This window comes from Pseudomonas sp. AP19, assembly GCF_001728855.1.
GTDB classification, from domain to species: domain Bacteria; phylum Pseudomonadota; class Gammaproteobacteria; order Pseudomonadales; family Pseudomonadaceae; genus Aquipseudomonas; species Aquipseudomonas fluorescens.
In genome coordinates, this window is sequence record NZ_LXJP01000118.1 from 1 (window position 1) to 3,936 (window position 3,936).

The window sequence follows — 3,936 nt, forward strand, 5'->3', positions numbered from 1 at the left end:
GGGCCAAGCCAAGCTGAAGATCGCTCACAAGGATCGCAGTAAGGGCGACTACAACATCAAGATCACCCTGAACGATGGCGACCCTACCGCCACCCCGGCGCTCCTGCCGACTACGTTCTACCTGCGCGGTAAGGTGATGAACAACACCGTCGCCGCCGGCGCCGCTGACAACGTGGTTCGCCGCAACATCACGATCGGCATCAACTCCGACATCCTGGAAATTCTCCCGGCTGCCGCCGCCTAACCTCCGGGGCTTCGGCCCCGAACCCCAAGGATTCGCGAAATGAGCAAAACCCTTTATGGCACCGTCGACGTAAAGTTGGGCGACGAGACCTACACCTTGAAGCCGACGCTCGGTGCTGTGCGGGCCATTGAAGCCCACTTCGGCGGGCTGCGCGGGGCGTCCCAGGCCATCAACGCACTGAGCATCGATGGTTGCGCGGTGATCATCGCCGGCGGGGCTGGACTAAACGGCAAGGACGCCGAAGCAATTGCCGAGCAGGTTTGGCAGGCGGGCGTACTTGAAGTTTCTGTGCAGCTGAACGCTTACCTGGTCGCGCTGTACAACCCAAAGGGCCCCGATGCGGGAAAGGAAAAGCCGGCGGCGGCGTAAGTGCTGTCGAGGACGGCAGCTACGTCGACCGGCTCTACGCAGTAGTCACGGGCTGGCTTGGCTGGACACCGGTCATGGCCTGGACTACGCCGATGCCCGAACTGTTCCTGGCCATGGACGCCAAGATCGAATGGGCGCAGATGACGAACCCCTTCAGCGGTGGAAAGGCGAAAGCCAAGGCTGACAAGCCATCCCCGTCGAGTGTGGCGGATAAGCTCCGACAGGCACTCACCGGCAGGCAAGCTGTATAGATGGAATTTGCTATTCTGCCCATCCAACTATGATGGAGAGTCGCATGGGCAAGTTAGCGAAATCGTTGCTGGTATGCATTGCTGTGGTCGTCATCGCAATAGCAGTATCTGTTGCGCTTGTCCCGCCAAAAAAAGCGCTATCCGCTGCAATTATGCGAAACTGCATAAGCGTCGTTAAAGATAAGCTTAGAGGCGTAGGGCCTGTTGAATTTGTTAGCGTTGTGGCTATTCAGCCAGATCCAAATAAACGAAAGATAGAAGACTTTGGTACGGCAACACAGGCTCTTATAAGGCGCGGCGAACTTGAGCCATCCGAACCTCAAGTTTTGGTTGAGTTAGAAACCAGCCGAGGCGCCGGTAATGCGCTATGCACCTATCAGGCCGATCTTTCGAAGGGTACCGGTACGTACTCAATGGTAACGATGCGAGATGTGCAGATAGGAAATCAAGCGTTACCTAATGTTGAGGTTCTCCTAATTGGAAGTTTTGGAGTTGGATATTTGGATAGGGCTCTCTCGCTCATTCCGATTATCGGGACCAAGCAGAAGTTTTTTTTAGATTGATCGATGATTCACAAAACACCCGCTCTGGCGGGTTTTTTTATGCCTGGAGAACAGCATGGCTGATACCGACGTACAGGGGATGCTCGTCCGCATCGAGGCGACCACGGCCCAGTTGCGTCAAGAGATGGCGCGGGCAGACTCCAGCGTAGGTCAGGCATCCGGAAGGATCGACAAGAGTCTTGGGCGTATAGACACCGCTTTTGATCGTGCAGGAGATCGAGCGCTTAACGCATCGGGGCTGATCAAGACCGCATTGGCTGGCGCCATTGGCGCGGCCGGTATCGGGAAGATTATCGAGGCTGCCGACTCATACGGGCAGATGTCTGACCGCATCGGTATGGCCACATCCACCGTTGCTGAATACGACGTGGTCCAGCAGCGCCTATTAGATACTGCCAAGCGCACGTATCGCCCCCTCGCTGAAGCGCAAGAACTGTACATTCGGACATCGGGCAGCCTGAAGTCAATGGGCTATAACGCCAGCCAGGCGCTGGATGTTATGGACAGCTTCAGTTTCCTATTGGTGACCAACTCAGCATCCGCCGATAAGGCGAAATCGGCCATCGACGGTTATTCAAAGGCACTACAGACAGGCAAGGTAGATGCAGATGGTTGGCAGGCGATGCTTGCCGCAATGCCTACCATTGTCGAAACCGTAGCTAAAGCCACTGGCAAAACTGCCGAAGAAATTCGCGCGCTCGGCGCCGCCGGTAAGCTTGGTCTTGAATTGCTGACCCAAGGTTTGCAGAAGACTGCCGAGGCCAACGGTAAGCTCGCTGACAGCATGACGGTCGCAGTCCGGGATGCGCTGCAGAATCTGACCAACGCTTTCGACGTGTATATCGGACGCCTCGACGAGACAACCAATTTCACAGGTGTTCTCGGGAATGCTATCGGAGCAGTTGGTGATAACTTCTCCACTTTTGCGGATGTATCGATCATTGCCGCCGTCGCAGCCCTTTCTCGGTACGGTGCAATGGCCGCCTCATCGGGTGCGGCGGCTGTTTACTCGTCGCTGAAAGATGCGGCAGCAAGAAAGGCCCAGGCAACAGCTGTCTTGCTGGTTGCACAAGCGGAGCAACAGAAAGCACAGACCTCGGTGTTCCTTGCCGAGAAAGAGGCGATCGCAGCTCGTGGTACGGCTGTTCAAACGCAAATGTCTCTCCAGCTTGCAGAGGCTCGACTTGCTGAGACTCGTGCAACCAACGCTGTGGGTGTTGCGCAGGCGGGGGTGAGTCGCGCCGGCATTGGCCTTGTCGGGATGCTTGGAGGTCCAGTTGGTATAGCAGCCCTTGCGATAGGCGCCGCGGCTGCTTTCCTTACTTTGCGGGATAACACCAGCGTTCTTGAGCAGAAGCTCGGTGATCTTGGCGACCCGCTCGATAAGCTGACTGAGCGATTCAATAAGCTCAACCGCGCGACCCAGTCGGTCACTTTACGAGAGCTTCGCGCTTCCATCAAAGATACAGAAGCTGACCTCTCTGGGGCAGCGGGATCAATTGCTTTCGAGTTCCAGGCCGCACTATCAAACGCTGGTTTGGCTGGCGCTTCAGGATTTATGGGCGGCATTGCTCCATTGCCTGCCGAGTTCCAGTCGGCAATGGATATTGTCAACAAAGCGGTCGCCGATGCTTCTAAGGGGCAGGCGGTTGATTGGAAAGCGGTCGCTGATCAGATCCGTCTCATACCTGGCGTTACGGAGGAAATGGCCCAGTCTATTGAGACGGGTCAACTGAAAGTTACCGATCTCACTGCGGTATTGGATAAGCAGCGTGAGACGCTTGCTAGGCTTACTGGCGAGACGGACGCCAACACGACGGCGCGAGGTAAGAACAACGCAGCGATTGCTGCCGCTGCAGAGGTTGGCCAAAAGTACCTTGACCAGTTATTGAAGGACCTGGGCACCGCGAAAGACAAAACCGCCATGGAGGCGGCGAATCGATTTATCGCTGAGAACACCAAGCTTACGGAAGGCATGGTTGTTGCGATCCGCTCGGCCGCTGCGGCCAAAGACTCCCAAAAAGAGATTGATGACGCCGCGGCGAAGGCCGCTAAAAAGAACACCAGCGAAGCTGAGTCTGCGGCCAAGCAACAACTCAAGGCTTTCGATACTGCAGAGGAAGGCTACAAGCGCCAGATCGAACTGATCAACACCACTGGCGACAAACAGAAAGATGCCACGGAGGTGATGAAGCTTTCCTTCGAACTCCAGGAGGGCAAGCTTGGCAAGCTGAGTGAGGCTCAAAAGAAAAAGCTCATGGGCATGGCCGCTGAGCTGGATGCACTGAACAAGCTGAAGAAGGCCAACGAGGATGACCTGAAGCTGACGGCGTTCAAAAATGCTCAGTCCCTCAGCACAAAAACCACCACAGACGGCTTCGATCAGGAACTGTCCGGCGTCGGCATGGGTGATAAGGCGCGGGACCGGATGCGCGCCGATCTGGCCATGCGGCAGAAGTATGCCGCAGACGTGGCGGCCCTCAACGAGCAGCGCAACACCGGGCAGATC

The 3,936-nt window shown here is 56.3% G+C and carries 4 protein-coding genes and 1 pseudogene; all 5 read left to right on the forward strand.

The window, feature by feature from the left end:
* A pseudogene (locus A7D21_RS33725) lies at positions 1-244 on the forward strand (hypothetical protein); the annotation flags it as partial.
* Positions 245-283: 39 nt separating this feature from the next.
* Positions 284-613 (forward strand): hypothetical protein, encoded by a 330-nt coding sequence (locus tag A7D21_RS33730; protein WP_069553829.1) that lies wholly within the window; start codon positions 284-286, stop codon positions 611-613.
* A gap of 74 nt (positions 614-687) precedes the next feature.
* On the forward strand, positions 688-864 hold the full coding sequence (locus A7D21_RS36025) for a hypothetical protein (protein ID WP_171902673.1): 177 nt from the start codon (positions 688-690) through the stop codon (positions 862-864).
* 44 nt (positions 865-908) lie between these two features.
* Positions 909-1,427, forward strand: coding sequence for a hypothetical protein (locus A7D21_RS33735; RefSeq protein ID WP_069553830.1), 519 nt, complete (start codon positions 909-911; stop codon positions 1,425-1,427).
* 55 nt (positions 1,428-1,482) lie between these two features.
* On the forward strand, positions 1,483-3,936 hold a 2,454-nt coding region (locus tag A7D21_RS33740), incomplete at its 3' end, for a tape measure protein (RefSeq protein WP_069553831.1).